The sequence below is a fragment of the Burkholderia sp. Bp8992 genome, from assembly GCF_003853705.1.
Lineage (GTDB): Bacteria > Pseudomonadota > Gammaproteobacteria > Burkholderiales > Burkholderiaceae > Burkholderia.
Map to the genome: position 1 here is coordinate 1 of NZ_QTQI01000032.1, position 26,091 is coordinate 26,091.

22 protein-coding genes and 1 pseudogene are annotated in these 26,091 nt (G+C 66.8%); 11 read left to right on the forward strand and 12 right to left on the reverse strand.

Annotation, left to right across the window (positions count from 1 at the left end; translation table 11 throughout):
• The 4 genes from DIE03_RS32640 to DIE03_RS32655 all read left to right on the forward strand — a co-directional run.
• A partial coding sequence (locus DIE03_RS32640) for a YadA family autotransporter adhesin (RefSeq protein ID WP_185658266.1) occupies positions 1-2,410 on the forward strand: 2,410 nt, incomplete at its 5' end.
• A gap of 119 nt (positions 2,411-2,529) precedes the next feature.
• Complete coding sequence (locus tag DIE03_RS32645) at positions 2,530-3,207, forward strand: OmpA family protein (protein WP_124456286.1); 678 nt, start codon at positions 2,530-2,532, stop codon at positions 3,205-3,207.
• 259 nt (positions 3,208-3,466) lie between these two features.
• Positions 3,467-3,835 (forward strand): hypothetical protein, encoded by a 369-nt coding sequence (locus DIE03_RS32650; protein WP_124456287.1) that lies wholly within the window; start codon positions 3,467-3,469, stop codon positions 3,833-3,835.
• Positions 3,836-4,008: 173 nt separating this feature from the next.
• Entirely contained in the window at positions 4,009-4,314 is a 306-nt protein-coding gene (locus tag DIE03_RS32655) for an H-NS family nucleoid-associated regulatory protein (RefSeq protein ID WP_124456288.1), read from the forward strand.
• A 45-nt stretch (positions 4,315-4,359) separates the two neighbouring features.
• Here the strand turns inward: DIE03_RS32655 and DIE03_RS32660 are convergent.
• From DIE03_RS32660 to deoC, 5 genes and pseudogenes are all read right to left on the reverse strand, one after another.
• Positions 4,360-4,623 (reverse strand): annotated as a pseudogene (locus DIE03_RS32660) (integrase core domain-containing protein); the annotation flags it as partial.
• Entirely contained in the window at positions 4,508-4,897 is a 390-nt protein-coding gene (locus tag DIE03_RS32665) for a hypothetical protein (protein ID WP_124456289.1), read from the reverse strand. The pseudogene DIE03_RS32660 and the gene DIE03_RS32665, both read right to left, overlap by 116 nt.
• Before the next feature lie 115 nt (positions 4,898-5,012).
• Positions 5,013-5,219: a hypothetical protein gene (locus tag DIE03_RS38470; RefSeq protein WP_185658270.1), complete on the reverse strand. Its 207-nt coding sequence runs from the start codon at positions 5,217-5,219 to the stop codon at positions 5,013-5,015.
• Between the two features lie 186 nt (positions 5,220-5,405).
• Entirely contained in the window at positions 5,406-6,317 is a 912-nt protein-coding gene (locus DIE03_RS32675; protein WP_124456291.1) for a phytanoyl-CoA dioxygenase family protein, read from the reverse strand.
• 165 nt (positions 6,318-6,482) lie between these two features.
• Positions 6,483-7,163, reverse strand: coding sequence for a deoxyribose-phosphate aldolase (deoC, locus tag DIE03_RS32680; RefSeq protein ID WP_124456292.1), 681 nt, complete (start codon positions 7,161-7,163; stop codon positions 6,483-6,485).
• 146 nt (positions 7,164-7,309) lie between these two features.
• Here deoC and deoR point away from each other — a divergent pair, with 146 nt between their 5' ends.
• Positions 7,310-8,080: a DNA-binding transcriptional repressor DeoR gene (gene deoR, locus DIE03_RS32685; protein WP_059242175.1), complete on the forward strand. Its 771-nt coding sequence runs from the start codon at positions 7,310-7,312 to the stop codon at positions 8,078-8,080.
• Positions 8,081-8,114: 34 nt separating this feature from the next.
• Here the strand turns inward: deoR and DIE03_RS32690 are convergent, their stop codons facing one another.
• From DIE03_RS32690 to rbsK, 3 genes are read right to left on the reverse strand one after another with little or no spacing between them, the layout of a single operon-like run.
• Positions 8,115-9,167 carry an aldose 1-epimerase family protein gene (locus DIE03_RS32690; protein WP_124456293.1) on the reverse strand — a complete coding sequence of 351 codons (1,053 nt, stop codon included), beginning with the start codon at positions 9,165-9,167 and terminating at the stop codon, positions 8,115-8,117.
• A 2-nt stretch (positions 9,168-9,169) separates the two neighbouring features.
• Positions 9,170-10,543, reverse strand: coding sequence for an L-fucose:H+ symporter permease (fucP, locus tag DIE03_RS32695; RefSeq protein ID WP_124456294.1), 1,374 nt, complete (start codon positions 10,541-10,543; stop codon positions 9,170-9,172).
• A 40-nt stretch (positions 10,544-10,583) separates the two neighbouring features.
• Positions 10,584-11,510: a ribokinase gene (gene rbsK, locus DIE03_RS32700; RefSeq protein WP_124456295.1), complete on the reverse strand. Its 927-nt coding sequence runs from the start codon at positions 11,508-11,510 to the stop codon at positions 10,584-10,586.
• A 476-nt stretch (positions 11,511-11,986) separates the two neighbouring features.
• On the opposite strand from rbsK, the gene DIE03_RS32705 reads away from it, so the two are divergent.
• Entirely contained in the window at positions 11,987-15,766 is a 3,780-nt protein-coding gene (locus DIE03_RS32705; protein WP_124456296.1) for a hypothetical protein, read from the forward strand.
• 76 nt (positions 15,767-15,842) lie between these two features.
• On the opposite strand, the gene DIE03_RS32710 is transcribed toward DIE03_RS32705, so the two are convergent.
• On the reverse strand, positions 15,843-16,703 hold the full coding sequence (locus tag DIE03_RS32710; protein WP_124456297.1) for a PhzF family phenazine biosynthesis protein: 861 nt from the start codon (positions 16,701-16,703) through the stop codon (positions 15,843-15,845).
• Between the two features lie 397 nt (positions 16,704-17,100).
• On the opposite strand from DIE03_RS32710, the gene DIE03_RS32715 reads away from it, so the two are divergent.
• Positions 17,101-17,736, forward strand: a complete 636-nt coding sequence (locus DIE03_RS32715; protein WP_124456298.1) for a CoA pyrophosphatase — start codon at positions 17,101-17,103, stop codon at positions 17,734-17,736.
• A gap of 36 nt (positions 17,737-17,772) precedes the next feature.
• On the opposite strand, the gene DIE03_RS32720 is transcribed toward DIE03_RS32715, so the two are convergent.
• Positions 17,773-18,744, reverse strand: coding sequence for an AraC family transcriptional regulator (locus tag DIE03_RS32720; RefSeq protein ID WP_124456299.1), 972 nt, complete (start codon positions 18,742-18,744; stop codon positions 17,773-17,775).
• 94 nt (positions 18,745-18,838) lie between these two features.
• Here DIE03_RS32720 and DIE03_RS32725 point away from each other — a divergent pair, with 94 nt between their 5' ends.
• Entirely contained in the window at positions 18,839-19,672 is an 834-nt protein-coding gene (locus DIE03_RS32725; protein WP_124456300.1) for an oxidoreductase, read from the forward strand.
• A 134-nt stretch (positions 19,673-19,806) separates the two neighbouring features.
• On the forward strand, positions 19,807-20,643 hold the full coding sequence (locus DIE03_RS32730; protein ID WP_124456301.1) for an alpha/beta fold hydrolase: 837 nt from the start codon (positions 19,807-19,809) through the stop codon (positions 20,641-20,643).
• A gap of 153 nt (positions 20,644-20,796) precedes the next feature.
• Here DIE03_RS32730 and DIE03_RS32735 read toward each other — a convergent pair whose 3' ends face one another.
• Both DIE03_RS32735 and DIE03_RS32740 read right to left on the reverse strand, forming a co-directional pair.
• Positions 20,797-21,504, reverse strand: coding sequence for a DUF3142 domain-containing protein (locus DIE03_RS32735; protein WP_124456302.1), 708 nt, complete (start codon positions 21,502-21,504; stop codon positions 20,797-20,799).
• Positions 21,505-21,511: 7 nt separating this feature from the next.
• Entirely contained in the window at positions 21,512-23,683 is a 2,172-nt protein-coding gene (locus tag DIE03_RS32740; RefSeq protein WP_124456303.1) for a hypothetical protein, read from the reverse strand.
• Positions 23,684-24,135: 452 nt separating this feature from the next.
• On the opposite strand from DIE03_RS32740, the gene DIE03_RS32745 reads away from it, so the two are divergent.
• Together DIE03_RS32745 and DIE03_RS32750 are read left to right on the forward strand one after the other, a co-directional pair.
• Complete coding sequence (locus tag DIE03_RS32745) at positions 24,136-25,653, forward strand: hypothetical protein (RefSeq protein WP_124456304.1); 1,518 nt, start codon at positions 24,136-24,138, stop codon at positions 25,651-25,653.
• Between the two features lie 33 nt (positions 25,654-25,686).
• Complete coding sequence (locus DIE03_RS32750; protein WP_124456305.1) at positions 25,687-26,013, forward strand: hypothetical protein; 327 nt, start codon at positions 25,687-25,689, stop codon at positions 26,011-26,013.
• The last annotated feature ends 78 nt before the right edge of the window (positions 26,014-26,091 follow it).

The following is a 26,091-nucleotide window of genomic DNA, read 5'->3' on the forward strand; positions in this document are numbered from 1 at the left end:
CTCGATCACCTCGCTGTCGACCTCCACGTCGACCGGCCTGTCGTCGGCGAACAGCTCGATCGATTCGCTGTCGACCTCGACGTCGACGGGCCTCTCGTCCGCCAACAGCTCGATCACCTCGCTGTCGACTTCCACGTCGACCGGCCTGTCGTCGGCGAACAGCTCGATCACCTCGCTGTCGACTTCGACTTCGACCGGCTTGTCGTCGGCTAACAGCTCGATCACGTCCCTGTCGACTTCCACGTCGACCGGCCTGTCGTCGGCCAATAGCTCGATCACCTCGCTGTCGACGTCGACCTCGACCGGCCTGTCGTCAGCCAACAGCTCGATCACGTCGCTGTCGACGTCGACTTCGACTGGCATCAACTCGTTGTCTACCGGCCTGAGCAGCACGAACAGCTCGGTGTCGTCGCTGTCGACCTCAACGTCGACGGGCTTGTCGTCGGCGAATAGCTCCATCACCTCGCTGTCCACCTCGACCTCGACCGGCATCAACTCGCTGTCGACCGGCCTGAGCAGCACGAACAGCTCGGTGTCGTCGCTGTCGACCTCCACGTCGACGGGCCTGTCGTCCGCCAACAGCTCGATCACCTCGCTGTCCACGTCGACTTCGACGGGCATCAACTCGTTGTCGACCGGTCTGAGCTCGACCAACAGCACGATCCTGTCCCTGTCGACCTCGACTTCGACCGGCATCGGCTCGCTGTCCACCGGCCTGAGCAGCACCAACAGCTCGGTGTCGTCGCTGTCCACCTCGACCTCGACCGCGATCAACGCCGCGAAGACGCACTACTACAGCGTCAACGACAACGGCGTGCAGCAAGCCAACTACGACAACACGGGCGCCACCGGCACCAACGCCCTCGCCGCCGGCGTGAACGCCAGCGCGGCAGGCGCCAGCAGCGTGGCAGTCGGCGACGGCTCGAACGCGCAGTCGGCGGGCGCAGTCGCGATCGGCCAGAACGCATCGGCAACGGGCGGCAAGGCGGTATCGATCGGCTCCGGCAACACGGCATCCGGCGACGGCGCGGTCGCGATCGGCGACCCGAGCATCGCGACGGGCACTGGCGCAGTGGCGTTGGGCGCGAACGACACGGCGACCGGCAACGGCGCAGTGGCGCTCGGCAACGCGAACACGGCAACCGGCGCCAGCGCGCTCGCCCTCGGCAGCTCGAACCAGGCCACCGCGGACAACACGATCGCGCTGGGCAGCCAGGCCACGGCCAGCGCCACCGGCGCACAGGCCTACGGCTCTGCTGCCAAGGCCACGGCCGCCGATGCGCTCGCCTTCGGCACGAACGCGCAAGCGAACGTCGCGAACTCGATCGCACTCGGCGCGAATTCGGTCACGGCTGCGGCAGTCGGCACCTCGGGCGCCACGATCGGCGGTGTCACGTACTCCTTCGCGGGCAGCTCGCCGGTAGGCGTGGTCAGCGTCGGCGCACCGGGCCAGGAACGCCAGGTCACGAACGTCGCCGCGGGCCGGATCTCGGCTTCGAGCACGGACGCGATCAACGGCAGCCAGCTGAACGCGACGAACAACGCGATCAACACGCTGTCGACGTCCACCGCGTCGAACGTCGCGTCGCTGTCGACCGGCATCAACTCGCTGTCGACCGGCCTGAGCACGACGAACAGCAACGTGGCGTCGCTGTCCACGTCGACCTCGACCGCGATCAACTCGCTGTCGACGGGCCTCAGCACGACGAACAGCAACGTCAACTCGCTGTCGACGTCGACCTCGACGGGCATCGGTTCGCTGTCCACCGGCCTGAGTACGACGAACAGCAACGTGGCGTCGCTGTCGACCGGCGTGACGAACATCAACAACACGCTGAACTCGCTGTCGACGACGATCAACAACAACACGACGCGTACGGCGAACAACAACGGCGTCGCCGCCGACATGAACGGCAAGGGCAACGACCTTCCGGTGGTCACGGCCGGTTCGAACTCGGTGGCGATCGGTGCGGGTTCGAACGACGGCGGCCGCTCGAACGTGGTGTCGGTCGGCAGCGACCAGCAGCAGCGCCAGATCACGAACGTCGCGCCGGGTACGCAAGGCACCGACGCGGTGAACGTGAACCAGCTGACGCAGGTGCAGACGACGCTGTCGACGGCACTGTCGGGCCAGCAGGCGCAGATCAACTCGTTGGGTTCGCAACTGCAGCAGACCGACCAGATGGCGAAGCAGGGTATCGCGGCCGTCGGCGCGATGGCGTCGATCCCGCAGCTCGATCGCGACGCCAACTTCGGGATGGGCGTGGGCACGTCGACCTTCCTCGGCCAGAAGGCGATGGCGGTCAACATGCAGGCGCGCATCACGGAGAACCTGAAGGCGTCGATCAACGGCGGCTTCAGCGGCGGTCAGAAGGTGATCGGCGCCGGCATGCTGTACCAGTGGAAGTAACGCGTCGCGCCGCCCGCCGCCCGGCTCGCCCGCCGGACGGCCCGCGGCCCCGACAGCAGGACGGGCCCGCCGCACACCCTGCGGCGGGCCCGGTCAACCCAAGCTTTAAGGACGTCACCGTGAACAAACTCGCTCTTGCGCTCGCGCTTTCCGCAACGGCCCTCGCCGCGTGCTCGACCGCCTCCGGCCCGACCTTCAGCGCCTCCGAACTGCAGCCTAGCGACGGCGTGCGCACGTTCCAGGTGGACTGCCACGGCCTGCTGTCGGGCCCGCAGACCTGCATGAAGGCCGCCCGCAAGATCTGCGGCGACCAGCCCGTGCGTACCGTCGATTCGGCCCGCGCGCTGCGCGACAAATCCGATCCGGCCATGCTGGTCTTCCAGTGCGGCGCGGCGCCGGCACCTGTTGCTCGAGCAGCTGTACCGGAAACGCTCGCACCGGTGACGGTACCGGTCGAGCACCTGCGACTGTCGGGCGACACGTTGTTCGCAACCGGTCAGGCTGCTCTCACGCCGACGGCCCGTGCGTCGCTCGACAAGCTGCTTGGCGAACGCGAAGACATTACCTACTCGCAGGTGGTGGTCACCGGCTACACGGATTCCGTCGGCAGCGACGCCTATAACCTCGTGCTGTCGCAGCGCCGTGCACAGTCCGTGGCGAGCTATTTGAAGGCGCAGGGATTGAGGGGCGGCTCATGGTCGGTTACGGGCCGCGGCAAGGTCGATCCGGCCGCGACCAACGCGACGCCAGAGGGCCGCGCCAGCAATCGGCGTGTCGAAATTTCGCTCATTCGATAGCCGGCTACGCAGTCGATGCATTTGAGATCGAGGCAGGTCGTATTTGAATGTTTTGTACCTTGAACCTGAAAGTCCTCGGGGTGCATTTGCGCGATGACATGTCGCGCCTTTTTATTCGACGCGTTGAGAGTGCGCGCATGTCGCTGGCGCCGAGTGTCGCCGCGACAATGACCGTTCGACCTGGATGTCGAACGTATTCGTGTTCGCCCGTCGGGTATCGGGCGAGCTTTTCGATGCCGGGTGAGAACGGGGCTCTGATATGGATGTGCGGGATGAACTGCTTGCCGGACTGGAAGAAATAGCAAACGACGAGCAATTGAGTCGGGTGTTGTCGACTTTCCGGAAAAGACTGAACGCGATATTGAGTGCGGTATTCGACGAGGTGGAAAGCAAGGTCTATCTGATGGTTTACGACTACGGAGTGACGGAGGGGCTTTACGGGCCGGATTCCGCCGTCTCAGTGGGTATCAGGAAAGGCGTTGACGACGCAGTACACATATCGCCGATCCGTCTGTCATCGAACCTGCTCGGCAAGGCAGAGGAGTTGGGACGGAAGCATGGGGTGCTCATGCGCTCGATGATCGGGCACCATGCGATGCCGGCGGACAGCAAGATAGAAGCGTCGTAAGCGGGATTGGCCCGGATGACAAGGATGGCAGCCGACGTGCTTCCGTTCCTTCACGGGCAATCTTGGCTGGCTTCATCAAGTTGGTTGCGTGGTGTGCGTCACATGTGCGATGGAATGACGGTTGTGTATTCAACGATGAAGGTTGTGTGGTCAACGATGTGGGGGCTTCATCTATGAAGACGTATAGCGAGTTGATCGCTGACTTCGAGAAACTGAAGCAGGATATCGACGCCGTACGCGAGTACGAGGCGAAGCTGATAGCCGAGCGGGTGTTGGCACTGCTTTCAGAAAGCGGGGTCGACATTCGGGCTATTGTCGACGGCACGCAGTCGAAACCGCGTGAGCGGAAAAGGATCAAGCCGAAGTATTGGGACCCGAAAACGGGCGTCACGTGGTCGGGGAGGGGAAGAACGCCGCGATGGCTCGTAGGTAAGGATCCCGAGACGTTTCGGGTGCCGCGCGACGATGCGGACCAGTGAGCATGACGAGAGCAGGATTGTCTTGCGGCGGAATGTTGTGACCTGTCACGCAGTGAGTCTCGCGTTGATGTTATCGGAATCCATCCAGGCTCGACGGACCGTGGCCGGAGGCTGGTAGCGAGGTGCGCTGTGGGGCCGACGCTCGTTGAAGAGCTGCCGCCAGCGTTCGATGAACAGCTTTGTCTCGGCACGGTTACGGAACCGTTCGCGGTTCAGCAATCCGTCGCGCAGCTTGCTGCGCAAGCGCACGAGTCGCGACAGCGTCAGGATCACGTCGTGCGACCGCAGGCTGGCACCGACTACGCAAGCCCCTTGTCATCAGCTCTGTAACGAGAAAATTCAATGTGAACGGTTCCGGTGCGCCGTCGTGGAACGGATGACGAACGTCACATTGTTGAGAAAACTGCAAGATACGATCGCGATCCAGGATGGGCCGGTGTTCCCGGATGTCGATAATGGATCGGCACCGTCCCAGAAAATAAGCACGGGCTGTTTCCTTCTCGCTGAGTAGCGGGTAGATCCGGTCGATTTTAATTTCACGGACATAGGCCGAAGTTTCTTTTCCGCCGGATACTTTGATCATGGCGTCATGATCGGTAATCTGGACCTATGCCTATCCCGGAACCGCGGCGCATGCGGGAGCGAAGACGTGACGGATAGATCGCCGGACTCGCATTCCAAGCCATGATGAGTGAGCGCTAGTTCTTTGGGCGGAAATTTTCACAATATTTGTCAGCCAAAGCGTCGCGCACCCCATGCGTGGAGCGCCGCGCGAGCTGCAGGAACGGCAGCCGAGACAGCAGCGCGCGGCGTGCGCGCAGCAGCGGGCCGCTCGCGACGATCCGGTTGGCGAGCCGCCCGGCGAGGCCGGTGGACGGGTAGGCGAAGGCGTTGTCGTAGCGCATGGGCGGCATTGTGCCGGGGTTGTCGCATGCGCGAAAGAGGCGGGGCAGTGTCGTTGGCCGAACCGCGTGCATTTGCCGGGCACCGCACGCATGGTGCCGATCGTGCGCTGGATCCAGCGGGCCGGTCTTCACGCGTGACGCACGCGTATGGGACAGGTGGCAGCTCTGCACCGATCCCGCCACGATTCATTCCGGCTCGGGTTCGCGCATCGGCTGCCGCGACACGTTCAGCCAACGCGCGATCCTGCCGCCCGCGAGCTGCCACTCGAACGGATTGCGGAAATCGAACGTGTACAGCTCGCGTCGAAGGTGCGGCCAGTACCCACGCAGGCTCCGGGACGCCCGGGAGCGCTCGATGCGCGAGGGCCGCCACGTGTCGTGCCAGGGAAAGTTCGTCGCCCTGGTCGAGCGCCGTCGCGGCAACCGGAAATTGAGCGAATACGCGAACCGCGGCTGGTCCGAGAAGTTTGCCCCCGCGGCATGCAGCGTGCGTCCCGCATGCACGGTGCAGTCTCCCGGCATCAACGGACACGCCACGGCGCGCGCCGGATCGAATCCGCCAACACACTCGAGTCCATGTGCGGTCACGTCGCCGCCGAGCGGGACATGCGGAAGGACGTCGTACAGATGGGATCCGGGGATGAACTGCATGCATCCGTTGTCGATCGAGACGGCTTGTAACGGAATCCAGAAATTGACTTCGCGATGGTCGATGCGCGCGTCGGTAAACGCGTCGTCCTGATGCCAGGGCGTCACGGTGTCCGTACGCGACTGCTTCAGGAAAAAGCTGTCGCCGGCAAAGCGAACATCCGGGCCGAGCAGCGCCCTGGCGATATCGAACGCGGCACGGCGGATACGGAGTTTCGATAGCCGACGCTCGAAATAGGATGCCCAGTGGAGTTGGAGAAGTTGAGGCCCGGCATCACGCCCGTTCGACTCGGGATAGAAATCGAACATCAGGCCCTGCGCATAGCCGGTGCGGCTGCCGAGCAGACGATGGCCCATTTCGCGCAAGTCCTCGATCTCCGATGTGTCGATCAGCCGGTCGATAACCGCAAAGCCTTCGCGATGGAACCGGGACCGAAGATTGGCTTGCATTGGCGCCTTGACGATAAGTTCGGGGATCGCGAAGCGATGCAGATGAGCTCTGATTTTCGATTTTCGTATTTTCGCGCGGGACGCTTCTGTTCGATATCTTACGTTGGTTGCCGACGGCCGGTCCTGACGCGTGATGCACGCGTGCGAAGGCCGGCCGTTCGTGCGTCAGTACCCCGACCCGCCACCACCCTGATCGGTGACGATCGCGACCCCCGAGCTCGTGCCGAGCCGCGTCGCGCCGGCTTCGAGCATCGCGAGTGCGGCCGCGCGGTCGCGCACGCCGCCCGATGCCTTCACGCCGAGCGTCGGCCCGACCGTGCGGCGCATCAGCGCGACGTCCGCGAGCGTCGCGCCGCCGTGGCCGAACCCGGTCGACGTCTTCACGAACGCGACGCCGAGATCGCGGCACATCTCGCACACGCGCACCTTCTCGTCGTCGGACAGCAGCCCCGTTTCGAGGATCACCTTGAGCGGCACCGCGCCGCATGCGCGGTGCACGGCCGCGATGTCGGCCTTCACGTCGTCGGCGCGGCCGCTCTTCAGCGCGCCGAGGTTGATCACCATGTCGATCTCGCCGGCGCCCGCGTCGATCGCGGCGGTGGCTTCGAATGCCTTCGCGGCCGACAGCCCCGCACCGAGCGGGAAGCCGACCACCGCGCAGACGAGCACGCCGGTGTCTGCCAGTTCGCGCGCGGCGAGCGGCACGTTCGCCGAATTCACGCAGACCGAGTAAAAGCGATGCTCGGCCGCCTGGCGGCAGAGTTCGCGGATCTGCGCGTCGCTCGCATCGGGCGCGAGCAGCGTGTGATCGATGGTTTGGGCGAGTTGGGCGTTGGAAAGCGGCATGTGTCAGGACTCCACGGTTCGTGTGCCGGAAGGGCACACGGAAAGTTGATGTTTTCACATCGGTTTGTTACAAATACGACATTCCGGCCGGGCCTGCGCGCCCGGCACGACGAGCGACTCACGCGACGGGCACGCAGGATACAGGCATGGAAACAAAGAAGGGCGAACGGATCAAGACATTGATGAACGTGCTGCAAGGGCAGAACGCGATTCATCTGAAGGAAGTCGCCGAGCTGTTCGGCGTGTCCGAGATGACGATCCGCCGCGATCTCGCGGACAACCCGCACGGCCTCAGCCTGATCGGCGGCTACGTGACGCGCCATTTCGCCGCGCAGCGCAGCGACATCGGCGAATACCTGATCAGCGCGGAGAACAACCGGCAGACCGAGGAGAAGCGCCGCATCGGCAAGCTGGCCGCGCAGTTCGTGACGACCGGCGACACGATCTTCGTCGACTGCGGCTCGACCACGCCGTTCATCGTCGATTTCATCCCCGACGACCTCGAATTCACGGCGGTCTGCAACTCGCTGAACGTGTTCGCGAAGCTGCAGCAGAAGCCGCATTGCAACGTGATCCTGTGCGGCGGCGCGTATCACCGCCAGAACATGGTGTTCGAATCGGTCGCCGAAACGGGGATTCTCGACTCGGTGCGCGTGTCGAAGGCGTTCATCTCGGCGGCCGGCGTCAGCGACCGCTGCGGCGTTACGTGCTTCAATTTCCACGAAGTCGACGCGAAGAAGAAGGTGATGGCACGCGCGCAGAACCGCTTCCTGCTCGTCGATCACACGAAGTTCGACGAAGTGCGCGCGGCCTACTTCGCCGAACTGACCGATTTCAACTACGTGATCTCCGACGGGCAACTGAGTCGCCGCTACGAAACGGCGATCCGCGAACACGGGATCGCGCTCGTGACCTGATGCCGCGCGGCCATGCATCGCGCCTTGCATCGCATCAAGCATCACGTGCTTCCGTCGCGCTCACGTAGCCGGTGAGCACTTCGAAGCGGCGCGTCGCACCCGGCGCGAGCGCCGCGACATGGCCCTTGCGGCGTTCGGCTTCATACCCCTCCGGCTCGCAGGTCGACGGCAGCGCGAACGCGGCGACCTGCTGGTCCGCGTTGTGCAGGATCCAGCGCGCCGCATGCGGAAATTGCTCCGGGCGATACGCGGTGTGGAACGCGCCGCCGTCCGGATGCGCGAGCCGGAAATGCGCGACGCCGTCGGCGTCCGTTTCCGCACCGTTCATGAAGAACACGATCTCGGGATCGTACAGCGCGGGCGTATCGAGCGTCGCGAGCCGCTCGGGTTCGTGCGCGAGCGCGGCCGTGTAGTCGCGCCATGCAGCGGTCGGCTTCACGTGCGCGGGCACGCTGTCGCGCAGCCGCAACCCGCCGTGCGACAGCGACTGCGTGAAGCGGCCGCCCGGCACGTACGCGTAGTTCAGGTGGGCCATGTACATCAGGTCCATCGGCGTGCCGCCGAGGTTCGTCACGGCCATCGTGATCGTCATCCGCGCGTCGTGCTCGGCGAGCCGCACCGACGGACGTGCGACATAGTGGCTGCCGAAGCCCTGCACGTACTCGTATTCGCCGGTCACTTCGACGATCGCGCCGCGCGCATCCGCGCCGACGACGAGGCTCGCGCGGTCCATCGGCGCGCATGGCATCTCGCCGTGCAGCGCATGCGTGTCGTCCGGCCCCGGGCAGCCGTTGCGCAGCAGCCCGCTGTGGAACATGAAGCAGCCGTAGGTATCGATGATCGACGTTGCGCGCTTCGGCTGCCGGAACATGTGCTTCATCGTCAGGTCGCGGCCGTCGAATTCGGCGGCCCAGATCATCTGGCCGAGATACGGCAGCACGACGAGGTGACCGCGACGGTTCTCGAGCCGCAGCGCCTCGACGCCGGACGGATACGCGAACGCGGTGACGGTGAGGCCGTCGGTGCGGTACAGCGTGCGCGGCGCTTCGCGGAAGTCGTCGCGCCGCAGTTCGATCTCGCCTCGCATGGTCACGCTCCCGACGTGTTGCGCGACGCGGCGTAGCGCGCGGTTGCGCGGCCGTCGGCGGCGGCGTCGGGCGTCGCGGCCGGCAGGTGGCGCAGGCAGTAGAAGCCGTAGTAGACGATCACGACGAAGCATGCGAGCGGCACGACGAACGCGAGCTGCATGTTGCCGCCGGTGTGATCGGAGATCAGCCCCTGGATCAGCGGCACGACCGCGCCGCCGACGATGCTCATCACGAGGATCGAGCCGCCGTATTCGGTGTCCTTGCCGAGACCGTCGATCGTCAGGCCATAGATCGTCGGCCAGCACGGGCCGAGGAACACGCTCACGCACACGGCCGCATAGACGGCCGTGATGTTGTGCACGCTGATCGTGTACGCGAGCAGCGCGATGCACAGGATGCCGTAGACGATCAGCACCTTGGCCGGGCCGACGCGTTTCATCACGAGCGTCGCGACCAGCTTGCCGACGAAGAACGCGAAGAACGTCGCGAGCAGGTAGTGCGACGCGCCGCGCTCGGTGAGGCCGCCGATCTGCATCGCGAGCCGGATCGTGAAGCTCCACACGCCCACTTGCGCACCGACATACAGGAACTGCGCGACGACGCCCGCGACGAAGCGCCGGTTGCCGAACAGCCGCGCGAGCGTGCCGCGCGCGTCGATCCGGTGCGTGATCGCGCCGGGCCCGTTGCCCTTGCAGGCCGGGTAGGGCGTGAGCGCGAACACGATGAACACGGCGACGAGCACGGCGATCAGCCATTTGTACGGCGCGAGCGTGGCCTGGATCATCGCGAGCTGGTGCACGCGCGCGTCGGCCGCCGACATCGCCGCGAGCTGCGCGTGCGACGCGTCGCCTTCCTTGAAGATCAGGAGGCTGCCCATGTAGACGCCGGCCATCGCGCCGAACGGATAGAACGTCTGCGAGATGTTCAGCCGCCGCGTGCTGGTGTCGCGCGGGCCCATCAGCGTCGAATACGAGTTCGACGCCGTTTCGAGGAACGACAGGCCGGCCGCGATCACGAACAGCGCGACGAGGAACATCCCGTATTTCGCCATCGACGCGGCCGGGAAGAACAGCAGGCAGCCGGTCGTGTAGAGCAGCAGGCCGACGAGGATCGTCGTCTTGTAGCTGAACTTCTTCACGACGGTCGCGGCCGGAATCGCGAGGAAGAAGTAGCCGAGATAGAACGCGGACTGCACGAATGCCGATTCGAAGTCGGACAGGAAGAACGATTTCTTGAATTGCGCGATCAGCACGTCGTTCAGGTTCGCGGCGGTGCCCCACAGCGCGAACAGGCAGCACAGCAGCGTGAACGCGAAGAGCGGCGTGCGGTTCAGGTAATAGCCGTCGGAGGTGTGTTCGATCCTGGCTCGGCTCATGGGTGTCTCCTTCCCAATGTCTCGTCGATGAAGGCGCCGATCAGAAGCCGGCGTCGTGGAGGAAGCGTTCGAACGTCGCGGCGTCGGCGTACGACTTCTGCGTGCCGAGGCCCGTGACCGAATGCGCGGCATACGCGGACGCGTAGCGCATCGCGTCGACTGCGTCGCGCGATTGGGCGTAGCAGCGCGCGAAGCAGCCGATGTACGCATCGCCGGCGCCCGTCGTGTCGCGCGCGTCGACCGGGACGCCCGGCACGTGCTGCACGCGGTCGCGCGAGACGAGCAGCGAGCCGTTGCTGCCGAGCGTGACGAGCACGTGCTTCAGGCCGCGTGCGACCAGCGCTTCGGCGGCGCGGGTGGCGCTCTCGCGCGAATCGACCGGCATGCCCGACACGATCGCGAGCTCGGTTTCGTTCGGCACGAAGAATTCGACGGAACGGATCCGGTCGAAATCGAGGCCGGCCACCGCAGGTGCGGGGTTCAGCAGCACGGGGATGCCGTGGCGCGCGCCGAATTCAATCGCGTGATAGACGGTATCGAGTTCGATCTCGAGCTGCAGCACGATCAGTGCGCATTCGGCGAGCGCCGGCGCGGCCGCGTCGATGTCGGCTGGTTTCAGGTGGCGGTTCGCACCCTTGACGATCAGGATGCTGTTGCTCGAATCGGGTTCGACGAAGATCGGCGCGACGCCGCTCGGCACGCCGGCGACCTTGCGCACGTGCGTGGTGTCGATCCCTTCGCGCTCGAAGTTGCGGATCGTGTTGTCGGCGAACACGTCGTCGCCGACCTTCGTGACCATCACGACGCGCGCGCCGAGGCGGGCGGCCGCGACGGCCTGGTTCGCGCCCTTGCCGCCGCAGCCGAGCTCGAAGTTCGGCGCCTCGAGCGTTTCACCGCGGGCGGGCATGCGTTCGACATAGGTCACGAGGTCGACCATGTTGCTGCCGATAACGGCGATTGTCTCCATCTGGGTCTCTTCCTTGGTATGAGGTGGGCCGCGCGTGGTCGCTGGCGGCCGCAACAGGTGATAATAAAATCACATAAAATGTGAGAATGCAATCTTGAAATGTGAAATTGATCACTATTTGGGCTGGCCGTCCGGGGAGGGGGGCGGCATGTGGCGGGCGGCCGCCATTTCTTCCTGCGCCCGGCGCGCGGCCGATCCTGTTGTTTGTGACAGTTTCCTGTCCGGCCACGCGTGCCGGCTGCGACTCATTTCGCATTTCGCGACATGAATTCCGATCATGTTTCATCATGCGGGCGATCTCCGATCTACTACCCGAATCAATCCGATACCGTATTCGTGATGACGGCGCCGCCGACGCGCGGTCGCCGTCATGATTCGAGGATCTCCCCATGCCCCTGCGGCTTCCTGGCCGGCTTCACTCATCGAGCGCCGATACCACCAGCACGAGCAGCGACGCGCCAACCACTCACGCCGACGTGGACAAACCCGCGGCACAAGCGCGGCACACGCTGCTCGACGGACTGTCGAAGGTTCCGCGCCGGCTAGGCGGCAAGGTCGCGAAGGGGCTCGAGAAAGCCGAGCCGGAAGTGGGCGCGGCGGCGGCGGCCAGCTACGAGTTGTGGGCTGCGTCCAATGCGACCGCCGCCGGTAGCGGGCTCGTCAGCACGTTCCACGGCGCGACCGAGCAGACGCACGTGGTCGGCGAGGCGACCACCGGTATCGGCATGTTGCCGCAGGCGCTCGACGTTGCCGCGACCGCGGTCTCGATGACCAACAAGACGGTGACGCTGGCCAAGACCGCGAGCGCCGCGAAGGATGCAAAGCCGGGCACGCTCGCCGGCAACGACGCGCGGGTCGCGTACGATCTCGCGAAAGGTAACGCCGCGCGTGCCGCGCCCGGCGCGATCCGCGACGTCGGGCTCGGCGTGCTGGGCGAGGTCGGGCGCGGCGAGAGTGCCGCGCATCATGGGCAGTCGATGTACGGCAGTCACGCGGTGACTGCCGACGGCGCGATCGGCCTGGCCGGCAGCGCGATGTACGTTGCGGCCGGTGCGATGACGAGCGCGAAGGTCGACCGCAGCGTCGATCGCATCCAGTTGCTGCGTGCGGCGGTCAGGAACCCGGTCAGCGCGCGTACGGATTCGTCCGGCGCCGCGCTGCGTGAACTCGACGATCTGCACGCGTCCGGCCGGATCGGCTCGAACGCCTACGCGATCCTGCGCACGCGCAGCGATGCGGAGGTCGCGCGCTTCGTGAAGCATTTCAACGCCCTCGGTCTGGTTGGCCAGAAAAAGCTGCTCAACCTGCTGCACTTCCCCAGTACGCGCAATGCGGTGCAGGTGCTGAACATGGGGCGCACGACCAACCTGAACAGTGCGAGCATGCGGCGCGGCGCCCGCGAGGCCGTGATCGACGCGCTGATCGAGGCCGAAGTGCGGCCCGGCCGCAGCGAGGCCGTGTTCGATGCGCTGAAGACCGCCCGCTCGGAGGCGCTGGGTGCCAGGAGTTCGCCGGCCGTCGCGTCCGCGGAAGCGCAACTGCGCAAGGCCGGCATCGACCTGCACGCGTTCCCGCCATCGACGCTGCGCGCGATCGCCGCGGCCGGCGATGTGCCGGCCTTCATCGCGCGCTACCAGGCACTGCCGGCCGCGGACCGCGAGCGCTTCCACGCGACGCTGCACTTCGGCTCGTGGCGCTTCTGGAAGGCCGACGCGACGCTGCCGACCACGCGCCCTCAGCGGGCCGATATTCGCGCCGCGCTCGTCAGGCAATTCTCGCAGGGCACCGACCTCGACCGGCTCGGCGAGCTGCGGACGCGCTACAACCAGAAGGTGCTGCCGTTGCAGACCGGCCGCACGCATCCGCACATGGACACGACCGACACGCTGCGCAAGCACATCCTCGCGCATCAGGACGTCGCCCTCGACGCGCTCCGTGAGGAGAAGCGTCATGCGAAGGTGCAGGTCGGCTACGGAGCCGTAAGCGGCGCGTTGTCCATCGCGGAACTGGCGGCGAATCCCGGTGCGGCGGCAGGCGTCAGCGCGACGCGCGCGGTGATGAGCCCCGTCTATCTCGCGTATGCCGGCCGGCGTTCGCTTGCCGCCGACATCAACCGGCGCAATGCGATTCCCGTTACCGCGGCGATGCGCGAGGAGGCGTTGCTGCGCGGGTTGCCCGATCTCCATGCAAGAATCGCGAACGGCGGCGCACGTGCGATGCGGCTGCGCAATGCCGATCATTTCCTTGCGAACACGCTGAAGATGTCGCCCGGCGACATCGCGAAGCTCAATGCGCTGGAGCGCGCGGACCGCTTCGACGACGCGCGTGCGCTGCTGACCGCGCATGCTCCGGACGCGAGCGCGAAGCTGGCACTGCGTGTGCTCGCCGAGGAATGCAGCGGGCTCGGCACCGACGCACAGCAGCGCGATGCACTCGCGTTTGTCGCGCGCGAAGCCGCGCTCGGCAGCGGCGACAGCTACACGGCACTCGCCGGCATCACGCCGATGTCGCAGCCGGACGACAGCTACGACGCATTGCAGGCGCATTGTCTTGAAGAGGCTGCCTATACGCCCGGGCCGGCGCTCGCCGCGCTCGGCGCACGCGTGGCCGGCGGCGACGCGCCGGCGACTGTCGGTTTCGACGTGGCGCCGTATCGCGGCCGGCCGGCGTCGGAAGTGACCGGCATGCTGGCGACGCGCTTCGCGGCCGACAACCCCGTGTTCGCCGCACGGCTGTTCGCCGCGGAACTGCGCGGCGGCGGCCCTGCCGCGGTGGCCGCGCGCAACACGTTGCGCGACTTTCGCTTCACCGAGACGGAAATCGGCGAGCTGGAAGCGATGCCGAAGCACAAGGCGGCCGCGTGGCTCGAATCGCACCTGTTCGGCGAGCACCTGCGGCGCCGCTTTTCCGACCAGGTGCTGGATTCGCGCGGCGTCGACGCGGCCTCGGCGGTGGCGGACCGGATGCCGGAGCAGGGCGTGTCGGCCGCCGAGCCGTTGACGTGGCGTCTGAAGCTGGAACAGGCCGGCGTCAGCGTGATCGGCAACCATGGCTCGCCGGGACTGGACTCGATGCTGTATGCGCTGCATCAGCAACTCGGTGGACACAGCGAAATGCCGACGAACATCGCGTCGCGCAAGGTGATGAGCGCACGCCGCCGCATCCTGGCCGAGATAACGGCCGCGCAGCCGGATCGCCACGTCGACGTGGTGCGCGATCGGGACGCGATCGTGCGCATTGCGGCGGACGTGTTCGGCAAGCCCGGCGCGAACGTGAAAATCGTCGATGCGACCGGCGAGGGGGCGCCGCATCTTGTCGGCGGAGCGGCTGCTGCTGCCGGCAGCCCGGCTTCGCACGTCGACGCGGTGCTGTGCCACGATCAGCGGAGCAACTGCACGTTCGTGCTGCACGGCGGCGATGCGCGCGCGCTGCCATCGCGCACGGAGAAAGGCGCGCACACGTCCGGTGCGCTGGAATCGGCGTCCGCCGACGCAACATCGGGCGGCGCGTTCGAGCTGCCGATGCCGGATCTGGGCGTCGGCGACTTCTCTGCGGAGGTCATGGGCACGCTGGGCATGGACATGCCGGTCGAAGGCCGAACGCCCGACGGCGGGGCGCTCGCGATCCGGAGCCCGGCGGATCTGACGCGCTTCGTCGTCGGGGCGCAGCCGCACGGCGTGACGGCTGCGGCGGGGCGCTCGACCGTGTCGCCGGCGAACGAAGCGCTGTTTGCCTATCACGGGATGGTGTTCCGAGGCGATTCGCGCTCGCCGAGCGAAGTGGTCGGGGCCGGCGGGTTCGCGAGCCGGAATCCGCTTGACGTCGACGCGCACCTGCTGGAGGCGCAGGGGCTTGCGCGGACCAAGGGCGCGACGGGGCAATCGGGAGTATCGACCGCGAAAACTGCGGCGCACGCTTTGCCTTACTGTGCAAACGGCGCAGGCTCCGGGCCCGGGTATCTCTACGTGATCGACACGCGGCGGCTGGGCGAAGGACAGCACGCGTACGACATGACGAAGACGATGGTCGCGAACGGTCACATGACCGTTGCACCGGACGGTGATGATCCAACCGGGCACGAGGTGAATGCAACGGGCGTTTCGGCCGAGGCCATCGTTGGATGGGTAAAGATCGAAGATGCCGACGCGTTTGTCGATCGGATGTCGTCGGGAGGCGGTGACCCGGCGCAGGCGCTCGCCGACCTCGTTCGGCGCGGTGCGCCAGTTGAAATGAATCCGCTATACGTGGCGGATTGACGGCGAGCCGCGAATGGTTCGATCGCGGGTGCGCTGGCCGGTTTCTCGCTGCGCCCCGCTCGGCAGATACCGCCCGCTACACGTTGACGACACCGCGCCCGAGTTCCACCACGCGCCCGCCGACGCTGATCCTGCCATGCGCGCTGACCGACAACCGCAGCAGGCAGGGCCGCCCGACGGCTTCGCCTTGCTCGACCTGAAACGCGGCAGGCAGATCGCGTCCGGCGGCAAGCAACCAGCCACCCAGGTTCGCGCAGGCCGAGCCGGTACCCGGATCTTCCGACACGCCGCCGCCCTGCTTCACGAAGAAGTAACGGGACACCACCGTCCCCGGCCGTTCGGCGTCGAACGCGAACACATACGCGGTCCTGCGGCCGAGGCTGCTATGCGGCCAGCTGTCGAGGAGAGCGCCGTCGGGCCGTGCGCGCCGCACGGCAGCCGGGTCCTTGAGCGCGACGAGCAACTGATCGGCGCCCGTGTCGACCCAGATCGGCGGCGCGAGCAGATCATCTTCGGCGAGCCCCAGCAGTGCCGCCGTCCGTGCGCCGGACAATTCGCACGGTGCCGTCTTCGGCATGCCCGCGTGCGGCGCGACGAACGTCCACACGTCGTCGCGCGCATCGACGTCGACGACGCCGGCCTTGAATTCGAGCGCCAGCGCGTCGCCCGCTTTCAGCAGGTCGCGCACGACATGCGCGGTGCCGAGCGTCGGATGGCCCGCAAAGGCCATCTCATAGCCCGGCGTGAAGATGCGGACCCGCGCGTGTGCATGGTCGGACGGCAGCACGAAGGTCGTTTCCGACAGGTTGAACTGCACGGCCAGCGCCTGCATGGTCGCGTCGTCCATGCCGCGCGCGTCTTCGAATACGCAAAGCGGGTTGCCGCCGAACGTCGATTCGGCGAAGACATTCAGCAGGCGGAAGGCATACGGCGTCATTGGAATCTCGCGTGGGGGCGGCGATTGCCCGATTCTGGAGCAGGGTTGATCGGCGGTTTGCGCCGGCGTGATCGATGCATGGCGTTGTCATGCGGTACGTCATTGTGCCCGCAAGATGCGATGAAGGGGCGGCGTACCTGCGATCCGCTTTTCATGCATCATCGGGGATATCCGGTTCGCCGACAGCGATCCGGTCCAGGCATCCTGATTTCCGCAACGATGGCGGATGCGCTTGCGCTGGAGCAGGCATTCGCGCATTCGCGCATGCTATCCGCGATCGCATTCGAATGCCGATTCATCCGGTTGTACGACCAAGACAACGACGCCGCGCCCAGGTAACACGTGTCGGGTTCAGTGTCGCTCGACGCGTGCCGATTCAGGCAGGCAGGGGGAAGACATGGATTCCGACGGAAGCGTGCCGAGTCACGCCGGCGGGCAGGCTGCACTGGAAGCGATCGTGCGAGGTGTGGAAGGCTTCCGCATTCCCGCCGCAACGGATTGGCCGACGGCGAAGCAGACCCTCGCGGATAACGACGGCCAGTGGAAATTCTCCGCGGTCCTGGTGGCGATCGTCACACGGCGCGAGCCGACGATCCTGCTGACCAAGCGATCGTCGGGGCTCAGCGAATACGCATCGCACGTGAGCTTTCCGGGCGGGCGTCCGACCGAATCCGACGCGAGCATCGGCGCGACCGCGCTGCGCGAGGCATTCGAGGAAATCGCCCTCGATCCCGCTGCGGTCTGCGTGGTCGGCAGCCTGCCGATTCATAAAACCCGCAAGCGCAATCACGCAATCTTTCCCGTGATCGGCATCGTGCCGGAAACCGCCGCATGGGAGGCCGCGCCGGTCGAAGTCGAGGAGATCTTCGAGTTTCCGTTCTCGGCGCTGCTGAATCCCGACCTGCCGCGGCAGTACAGCGACGGCGAACGCGCGGGCGGCTGGTACTGGGCGGACCAGCCGCAGGACATCTGGGGCGTGACCGCGTTCATCCTGAAGTCGCTGGCCGGCCTGGCGCTCGATGCCGCACGTTGAGTGCGTGCGGCGCGGCCGGATTTCGTCGCTCGACCATCAATGCGACGACACGAACACCGCGTCGTCGAATGCCTCCGGAATCGCGAAGCTTTCACGCATGCGCTGCGTTTCCTTCGCCGGCGTGAGGCCGAACAGGCGCTTGAATTCACGGCTGAATTGCGACGGGCTCGTATAGCCGACCGCGTAGCCGGCTGCTTCCGCCGTCAGGTCCTGGCGCACCATCAATAGCCGGGCCTGATGCAGGCGCGTCGACTTCAGGTATTGCATCGGCGAGACCCGCGTGATCGCCTTGAAGTGACTGTGAAAGCTCGGCACGCTCATGCCGGCTTCGTTGGCCAGTTGCGACACGTCGAGCGGCTGCGCGAAGTCGGCGTGGATCACGCGCAGCGACCGGCCGATCCGGCCGAACTGCCCGCGCATCGCGAGCGCGCTTCGCATCGCGCTGCCCTGGGCGCCGGTCAGCACCCGGAAATACAGCTCGCGCAGCAACGCCGGGCCGAGCACCGCGGCGTCGAGCGGCCGGTGCATCGCCTCGACGAAACGCAGCACCGATGCGTGCATCGCGTGATCCATCGGCGTCGACATCATGCTCTTCGGCGCCTGCACGGGTTCCGCGCTGCCTGCGCGGTCGATCTGCGCCGCGAGTTCGGCGGCCAGCGTGAAATCGAGGTGCAGGTACAGCGCGAGCAGCGGGCGCTCGGGCGTCGCGTCGGTTTCCATGCTGAACGGGACAGGCACGGACACGGCCAGGTAGTGGTGTTCGTCGTACAGGTAGCGTTCGCCGCCGAAGTAGCCGCGCTTGGATCCCTGGCACACGATCACGATGCCGGGGTCGTACAGCACCGGCGTGCGCGACAGCGCGCGGTTCGAACGCAGGATGCGCACGCTCGGCAGTGCCGTCAGGTTGTAGCCCTCGTCGGGCGCCAGCGCGCGCAGCAGCGTCGCCAGGCGCTTCCGGTCGCGCGGAGACGGCGATGGTGGTTGGGCGGAGGTGGGGGCGGCGCTCATAGTTTTGTGCAAGAAAATCAGCGGAATCGGGCTTATTCGGCGTTGCTCGCCAGACTAGTATGCATGCTCCAATCGACATTTGGGAGAAGCACACATGGCATCCGGCAACATCATGCTCATCACGGGCGTCAGCAGCGGGTTCGGTCGCGCGCTGGCACAGGAGGCGCTGGCGGCCGGTCACACGGTGGTCGGTACGGTGCGAAGCGAGCAGGCGGCGCGGGAATTCGAAGCGCTGTCCGCGCAGGCGGCGTTCGCGCGCGTGCTCGACGTGACCGACTTCGACCGCATCGACGGCGTCGTCGCGGAGATCGAGGCGAACGTCGGGCCCGTCGACGTGCTGGTGAACAACGCGGGCTACGGGCACGAAGGGATCATGGAGGAAGCGCCGCTCGCGGAGATGCGCCGGCAGTTCGACGTGAACGTGTTCGGCGCGGTCGCGATGATGAAGGCCGTCGTGCCGTTCATGCGCGAACGCCGGCGCGGACGCATCCTGAACATCACGTCGATGGGCGGCCACATCACGATGCCGGGCATCGCTTACTACTGCGGCAGCAAATTCGCGCTGGAAGGCATTTCCGAATCGCTCGGCAAGGAGCTCGAGCCGTTCGGCATCGCGGTGACGGCCGTCGCGCCGGGATCGTTCCGCACCGACTGGGCCGGCCGCTCGATGGCCCGCACGCCGCGCTCGATCGCCGACTACGACGCGCTCTTCGACCCGATCCGCCAGGCGCGCGAGGAGAAGAGCGGCAAGCAGCCGGGCGACCCCGCGAAGGCCGCGCGGGCGATGCTCGCCGTCATCGCAGCCGAACACCCGCCCGCGCATTTGCTGCTCGGTAGCGATGCACTGCGGCTGGTGCGGAACAAGCTGTCCGCACTGGACGACGAAATCCGCGAGTGGGAAGCCGTGACGGTCTCGACGGACGGTTGACGCGCGGCACCGTTCCTTTCCTGCCGGTGGATGATCGATTGTCGCGACGCACGATGGCACCGGGGTTTCACAATAATGGCCGATAATGGCTGCGGCCCGTTCGCCACGTTCATCCACCTCACAGGAGCATCGCGATGCCATACGTCACCACGAAGGACAACGTCGAGATTTTCTACAAGGATTGGGGTCCGAAAGACGCGCAGCCCGTCATGTTCCACCACGGCTGGCCGCTGTCCAGCGACGACTGGGATGCGCAGCTGCTGTTCTTCGTCCAGAAGGGCTATCGCGTGATCGCACACGACCGGCGCGGCCACGGGCGCTCGGCGCAAGTCTCGGACGGCCACGACATGGATCATTACGCCGCGGATGCGTTCGCGGTCGTCGAAGCGCTCGACCTGCGCAATGCCGTGCATATCGGCCACTCGACCGGCGGCGGCGAAGTCGCGCGCTATGTCGCGAAGCACGGCGAGCCGGCCGGCCGCGTCGCGAAGGCCGTGCTGGTCAGCGCGGTGCCGCCGCTGATGCTGAAAACCGAATCGAACCCCGAAGGCCTGCCGCTCGAGGTGTTCGACGGCTTCCGCAAAGCGCTGGCGGACAATCGCGCGCAGTTCTTCCTGGATGTGCCGAGCGGCCCGTTCTACGGGTTCAACCGGGAGGGCGCAACCGTGCATCAGGGCGTGATCCGCAACTGGTGGCGCCAAGGCATGGAAGGCAGTGCGAAGGCGCACTACGAAGGCATCAAGGCATTCTCGGAAACGGACCAGACCGACGACCTGAGGTCGATCTCCGTCCCGACGCTCGTGCTGCACGGCGAAGACGACCAGATCGTGCCGATCGCGGACGCCGCGCTGAAGTCGATCAAGCTGCTGAAGAACGGCACGCTGAAAACCTACCCGGGCTACTCGCACGGGATGCTGACGGTCAACGCGGACGTCCTGAACGCCGACCTGCTGGCATTCGTGCAGGCCTGACGATGTCGGGCGCTTGCCTGCTTCGGCGGGCTGCGCCGTGACGGGCGGCAGGCGGCGCGACCGCCTGCCGCGTGTTTCAGCCCAAGCCGTTGAAGCGGACGCCGGGATGCACCAGGCGTGGCAACCGGCTCGCCGTCGGCCCGTTTCGGCCCGCTAATCGTTGCGCAGGAACACGACGTAGCCGCGGAACCACGGATTCGACGCGAGGTACGGCGGCGCGTCCCATTCGCCGCCCTGGATCACGCCGACGCGAAACGGCAGCTGCAGCCGCGCGACGCGCGGCAGGTAGTCCGCATAGTCGGGAATCGTGCTGCGCCCCTGGTAGGTCTGCACGATCACTTCGTCGACGATTCCCCTGAGCTGGTTGACCTGGTCGGGTTCGATGCGGCTGCTCCAGTCGAGCAGCCCCGTGATGCTCAGCCGGCAATCGGCGGGCAGCGTCGCGCGCAGCGTCCGCAGGAATTCGAGGTAATCCTGCAGATGGCGCGTCCGCGCATCGAAGTCGATCTGGATGCCGGTGATCGTGCGGCCCGACGCGCGCCAGCGCTCGAGCTGCGCGAGCATGATCTGCGTGACGCGCGGCGTCCAGCGCAGCGTGTGCGCACGATAGACGAGCCACACGCGTGCGTTGGGCGCCGGCGGCAGCGCGACGCCCTGCGCGATCACGCGGACTTGCGACTCGTCGCGCGGTGCCGCCTCGATCTGCCCTTGCAGCACGTAGACGGTGCGCGCGCCGCGCACGACCGCCTGCGGTTTCACGCCCGCCCACAGCCAGAACGCGTCGTACCGGGCGGCATCGACGGTGCCGGCCAGCGTGACGCGTGCGGCCAGCAGCAGCGCGATGCACGCGATGCGCTTCATGCGGTGCTCACCAGTAGTAGCGGAGCTTCTGCGCCCACGGGCTGCCCGGATAGGCGGTCTTCAGCGTGTCAAACCAGCGCTTGCGCGTGCTCTTCGACACTTCCTTGCCGCCGCATTCGTTGGAGCCGGCCGGCGCATAGCACTTGATCGCGCGGTAGAACGCGTACGCGCGGTCGGTCGGGTTCGCCTGCGCATCGGCCATCACCGTCACGTAGCTCGCCATCCGCTCGTACGGCTTGCCCGCGAACTGCGACGGCGCGTTGCCGAGGGTCGGCGGCGGCGTGCGCGGGGTGCTCGCCGGTGCCGCATAACGCACCCACGGCGTCGAATCGCCTTCGAGGTTGGCCACGAGCGGATTGAGGCGCACGAAATCGGCGAGGCAGTTCAACCCTTTCGCGTCGGCGGGATTCTGCTGGAGCGTCGTCGCGATGTCGCGTGCGGATGGACACGTATAGCCGTCGTCTTTCCTCGGGCCGGCCGCGATGAACGGCTTCAGCGGATCGGCCGGCGTGCCGGACACCAGCGCGGTGTCGGCGATGAACTCCGCGTAGTGCGAGCGCGTGAGTTCCTTGTACAGCAGCGTGTAGAGCGCGGTGTCGCGCAGCGCGCCGCCTGCCGCCGGGTTTTGCGCCTGCGCGCGCAGCAGGTCCGCATTGGCCGCGCGCCGGAGCAGGACCGCGCGAATCGCGGTGTTCTGCACGAGCGAATCGTCGGCGAACACGTCGTTGACGAGTCCGGCCTGCTCCAGGTTGATCGCGAGCGCGAGTTCCAGCGCTTCACGCTGGAAGCGGAATGTCGCGAGCGGGATCAGGTCGCGCCACAGCTGGCGCGCCTTGTCGCGCTGGCCGCTGTCTTCCAGCGCGAACGCGCGCAGCGCCTGCTGGCTCAGGCCGAAGTAGTCGAGCGGTGCGGCGGGCGTCTGCGGCAGCAGTTCGAGCGCGGCATCCGGCTTGTGCCCGACCTGCACATACCAGGTCGCGAGCAGATAGTCGTAGAGCGCGGGCGCGTTCGCGAAGCGCGGCTTCTGCGCCTGCAGCTCGTCCAGCGTGATCGGCTTGCTGCTGCTCGAATCGCCGCTGTCCGACACGCGCATGCGCATCAGGTCGACGGTCGCGAGCACGGTGGGCGACTGGATCTGGCGCGCGTCGAATTCCGGCCCGAACAGGAGCTTGCTGTCGAGTTCGTTCGCGAGCTGCATCAGCGGCACGTTCGAGGTGGCCGGCGACCAGCGCGCGAGCGCGTGGCCGTAAAGGTCGGCCTGCTGCGTGACGTTCCCGCCGAGCCACGCGACACGTCGCAACAGCCCCGTCGCGGACACCGCATAGCGCCCCTGCGGATACACCTTCAGGTAGGTGCGAAACACCGTGTTCGCGGCGTCGAGCGACACCTTCATTACGCGCGCACGCGTCGGCGTCGGGCTGTCGTTGTCGAACACGTTGGCCTGCGCGGCGTTCAGCTGCGCGCGGCCGGCCATGTAGAGCCCGGTTTCCTTCAGCCAGGGGTTCGCGCTGTGGGAAGCCTTCGCGAACGACTGGGTCGCGGTGAGGAAGTCGGCGCGGTAGAACGCGTTCGTGCCGTCGAGATACGCGGCGAACTGCTGGCCGAGCGGCGACTTGACCGGCGGCTTCGTCCACGCGGCGCTCGCGCCGCCGGCGGCACAGGTCTTCTGCGCGATGTCGGTGCGCGCCGCGCGCAGGCGCGCGGCTTCGTCGGCGGGCAGGCCGCCGGCACCGGTCAGCGCCTCGGTGAATGCATCGGCGCCCGCGCTCATGCTGCGGCAGATGCTGCCTTCGCCGTCGGCGTAGCGGTTCGACGATGCGTCGGCATCCGCCGTGTCGCCGGACTTCTCGGGCGCCTTCTGGCCGATATCGATCCATCCGGAGAAATCCATCGGGAACGGCACGATGATCTGGTTGATCCGGTCTTTCGCCGGAATGGTCTTCGGGTCCGGAAACACCTGCGCGACCTTGGCGCTGTCGACCATCAGCAGCATCGCGTTGACGCGCGTGTCGTTGGCCGGGCTCAGCATCGGCAGGTTGGCGCACGAGTAGCCGGATTGCCGGAGCGTGGTCGGGGCATAGCAGCCGTCGTCCCCGCTGGCATGGGCGGCCGGAATCCAGAGCAGGCTGGCCGCCAGCGCGGCGAACAGGTTTCGGTGCAGCGTCGGGTTTCTTCGCATTTTTCTTGTGCTGGGTGGGTGGCCGCGACGGCCGGTTCTCTCAGGGGGGCGCTTTGCCCCGGCGCGTATCGTACCTCACGGGGCGTAACGGCTGGCAGTGCGCAGGGTCGCCATCCGGGCCGAAGCCCGGCCGCCGTGAAACGGAAATCCACTCAGTGTGGACGCAACGCCACCTTGAATCCGGATCGCTTGAATTAAGATGCAGCCGGCAGCGGCGGACGTCCGGCGATAGACGATCTGACGGGGGGCCGCGCTGCACGACGGGGGAGGTCTGCGAAAGCGGTGTTCGCGTCGATCCGAACGATGGAATCGATCATGAAGCGGACGCGAACGGATGCCGGTTTCCATGCCTATTTGGTAGCACAACTTAACAATCTCAAGGGCGACACGTTACGTCGTATCGGCCAACGGCAGACGAGAGTGCGCCGGAACATGAAAACAAGAGGATTCCGATGAAACCCATTACATGGATGGTCATGGCGGCTGCGCTCGCGCTGGCCGCATGCGGCGGCGACGATGTCACGACGAACGGCGGCGCGTTGTCGTCGACGCCGAGCAATCCTGGCTCGCCGTCCGGCTCGACATCCCCCGGCGGCGGTTCGGGCGGCGGGTCGAACGGCGGCCCGACGGGCGGCGGCGCCACGCAGCCGCAGGCCGGCTGGTCGACGGCCGCCGCGGTGGACGGCAAGGGGCCGGAGGCCGCCCCCAGCGTGACGCTCGACGCGAGCGGCAATGCGCTCGCCACGTGGATGACCAACGGGCCGGCCGGCGCGAACGGCAACGAGATGTGGGGCGCGCGCTATGCCGCGGGCTCGGGCTGGGGGCCCGCGACGCGGCTCGACACGGGCGACGGTTCGCATTCGATGAACACGACGAGCTCGAGCCCGTCGAGAGTGGTCGGCAACGCGAGCGGGCAGGCCGTCGCGTTCTGGACCGAATGGATGCCGGGCCCGAACACGTATGCGCTGTGGGCGCGCCCGTACACCCCGGCCGGCGGATGGGGCGCGGCGTTCGAAGTCGCGCCGGACGTGACGGGTTCGACCTATTCGGCCGGGATCGACGGCCAGGGCAACGCGCTCGTCGCGTGGACGCAGTCGATCAGCCTGCTCGATACGCGTATCGCGTGGACGCGCTACACGCAGGCCGGACAGTGGTCGCCGACGGCGCTGATCCAGATGCCGGTGCAGACCGGGCCGGGCGCGGTGACCGGCGACACCGACAACGTGGGGCCGATGATCTCGGTGCTGCCGTCCGGCCGCGCCGTGCTCGCGTGGCGGCAGACCAACCATACGCACTCGGCGCTGTGGACGGCCACGTACGACGCGGCCAACGGCTGGACCGACGTCAACCAGGCCGTATCGAACACGAGCCTGTTCACGACGATCATCTCGCCGGTGGCCGGCATGGACGCGAAGGGCAACATCACGCTGCTCTGGGGGCAACTCGACGTGACGGGCGGGAGGCTCACTACCACCACGATGTCGCAACGCTATGTGTCCGGCACCGGGTGGCAGCCGTCGCAACCCGTGGCGCCTGCCATCGTCGAGCCGACCGGTTTCATCGCGACGCCGATGCTGGCCGTCGCCGAAAACGGCGTGGCCGCCGCGATGTGGGCGGAAGGCGGCGCGGCGCTGCAGGTGAGCGTGTCCGATGCCAGCGGCAACTGGGGGCCGTTGCAGCGGCTGACGGAACACCTGAACGGCGCCGCAATCCAGTACCCGCCGCTCGTGGTCGATGCGGGCGGCAACGTGACGGCTGCGTGGCAGGACACCGGTTTGCCGGGTGCGTCGGCCGTCATCGCGGCCAGCTACCGGAAGGGCGCGTGGAGCGCGTCGACGGTGGCGCCGCAGAGCGCGTCGTGGCCCGCGCTGGCCGTCAACGCGACGGGGGCGATGGCGCTGCTCTGGCAATCGTACGTCGCGACGATCGGCAGCCAGGTACAGGCCAGCTTTTATACGCCGGGCACGTAAGCACCTCGCGTTGGGGAAATCGAAGGAGAAACCATGAAGCAAACCTTGCATTGCACCGTACGGACCGCGCTGGGCGTCACGGCCGCCGGCCTCGTGCTTGCCGCGTGCGGCACGACGCAGATGAACATGATCGACGTCCAGACGTCGACCGCGAAGACGCTCGGGCTCGCGTCGTCGGACGAGATCACGATCGCCAACGTCCAGTACGGGAAGAAGGATGGGCTGGGCGGCCAGAAGGTGAGTTACGACGCGACGACCGGCAAGGGGCGGCGTTTCGGCTGTACGGTGTTTATGATTCCGGGGCTCACGCCGATCGATCGGCCGACGTACAACAACTGGGAATGCCATCCGCAACGCTGATGGCCGCGATGACGACCACGCCCGGCGTCGGGCGTCGGTCGATCGCTTAGGGGACGATGCACCGCGCGGGCCTTGCGC

Coding starts and splice junctions, on each gene's coding strand:
- DIE03_RS32690 (WP_124456293.1), bottom strand. CDS start 9,167: ATGCGAGGCGAGATCGAACTGCGGCGCGACGACTTCCGCGAAGCGCCG.
- DIE03_RS32715 (WP_124456298.1), top strand. CDS start 17,101: ATGGATTCCGACGGAAGCGTGCCGAGTCACGCCGGCGGGCAGGCTGCA.
- DIE03_RS32740 (WP_124456303.1), bottom strand. CDS start 23,683: ATGCGAAGAAACCCGACGCTGCACCGAAACCTGTTCGCCGCGCTGGCG.
- DIE03_RS32720 (WP_124456299.1), bottom strand. CDS start 18,744: ATGAGCGCCGCCCCCACCTCCGCCCAACCACCATCGCCGTCTCCGCGC.
- DIE03_RS32655 (WP_124456288.1), top strand. CDS start 4,009: ATGAAGACGTATAGCGAGTTGATCGCTGACTTCGAGAAACTGAAGCAG.
- DIE03_RS32750 (WP_124456305.1), top strand. CDS start 25,687: ATGAAGCAAACCTTGCATTGCACCGTACGGACCGCGCTGGGCGTCACG.
- DIE03_RS32650 (WP_124456287.1), top strand. CDS start 3,467: ATGGATGTGCGGGATGAACTGCTTGCCGGACTGGAAGAAATAGCAAAC.
- DIE03_RS32710 (WP_124456297.1), bottom strand. CDS start 16,703: ATGACGCCGTATGCCTTCCGCCTGCTGAATGTCTTCGCCGAATCGACG.
- DIE03_RS32735 (WP_124456302.1), bottom strand. CDS start 21,504: ATGAAGCGCATCGCGTGCATCGCGCTGCTGCTGGCCGCACGCGTCACG.
- deoR (WP_059242175.1), top strand. CDS start 7,310: ATGGAAACAAAGAAGGGCGAACGGATCAAGACATTGATGAACGTGCTG.
- rbsK (WP_124456295.1), bottom strand. CDS start 11,510: ATGGAGACAATCGCCGTTATCGGCAGCAACATGGTCGACCTCGTGACC.
- deoC (WP_124456292.1), bottom strand. CDS start 7,163: ATGCCGCTTTCCAACGCCCAACTCGCCCAAACCATCGATCACACGCTG.
- DIE03_RS32745 (WP_124456304.1), top strand. CDS start 24,136: ATGAAACCCATTACATGGATGGTCATGGCGGCTGCGCTCGCGCTGGCC.
- DIE03_RS32730 (WP_124456301.1), top strand. CDS start 19,807: ATGCCATACGTCACCACGAAGGACAACGTCGAGATTTTCTACAAGGAT.
- fucP (WP_124456294.1), bottom strand. CDS start 10,543: ATGAGCCGAGCCAGGATCGAACACACCTCCGACGGCTATTACCTGAAC.
- DIE03_RS32725 (WP_124456300.1), top strand. CDS start 18,839: ATGGCATCCGGCAACATCATGCTCATCACGGGCGTCAGCAGCGGGTTC.
- DIE03_RS38470 (WP_185658270.1), bottom strand. CDS start 5,219: ATGCGCTACGACAACGCCTTCGCCTACCCGTCCACCGGCCTCGCCGGG.
- DIE03_RS32675 (WP_124456291.1), bottom strand. CDS start 6,317: ATGCAAGCCAATCTTCGGTCCCGGTTCCATCGCGAAGGCTTTGCGGTT.
- DIE03_RS32665 (WP_124456289.1), bottom strand. CDS start 4,897: ATGATCAAAGTATCCGGCGGAAAAGAAACTTCGGCCTATGTCCGTGAA.